We start from the raw sequence: 315 nt of genomic DNA, 5'->3' as shown, positions 1-315 counted from the left end.
GCGGATGCGGAATGTGATGGATAAACCGCGCGAGCTCGTCCGCCGGAAGCGCGTACCGCTCTTTCTGCACGACGCGCTTGGCTTCAAGCATCTCCGCTGGGTTCGAAGGGAGGATCCCCTGGCGCACCAGGTACTTGAAGAACGACCGGAGCGCGTACAACCGCCGGTTGAGCGTCGGCGCTTGCGCGGACTGCGCTTCGAGATACGCCCGCAGGTCCTCGACGGTGGTCTCCTCCACCACCCAGGGCAGGTTGTGGCGCTTGGCGTAGAAGGCCGCGAATCCCCTCAAGTCGCTCTGGTACCCGATGACCGTCT

Annotated in this window: 1 protein-coding gene; it reads right to left on the bottom strand. The window is 64.4% G+C overall.

Going from position 1 to position 315, the window contains the following annotated elements:
• Window positions 1-315: tyrosine-type recombinase/integrase (locus AC27E8_RS00140; protein WP_487099048.1), on the bottom strand; the 315-nt coding region annotated here is incomplete at both ends.

The sequence above is a fragment of the Alicyclobacillus sp. CIJ1 genome (assembly GCF_057538885.1).
The sequence above is the reverse complement of the archived record's forward strand: the minus strand, read 5'-3'. Positions and strand labels throughout refer to the sequence as shown.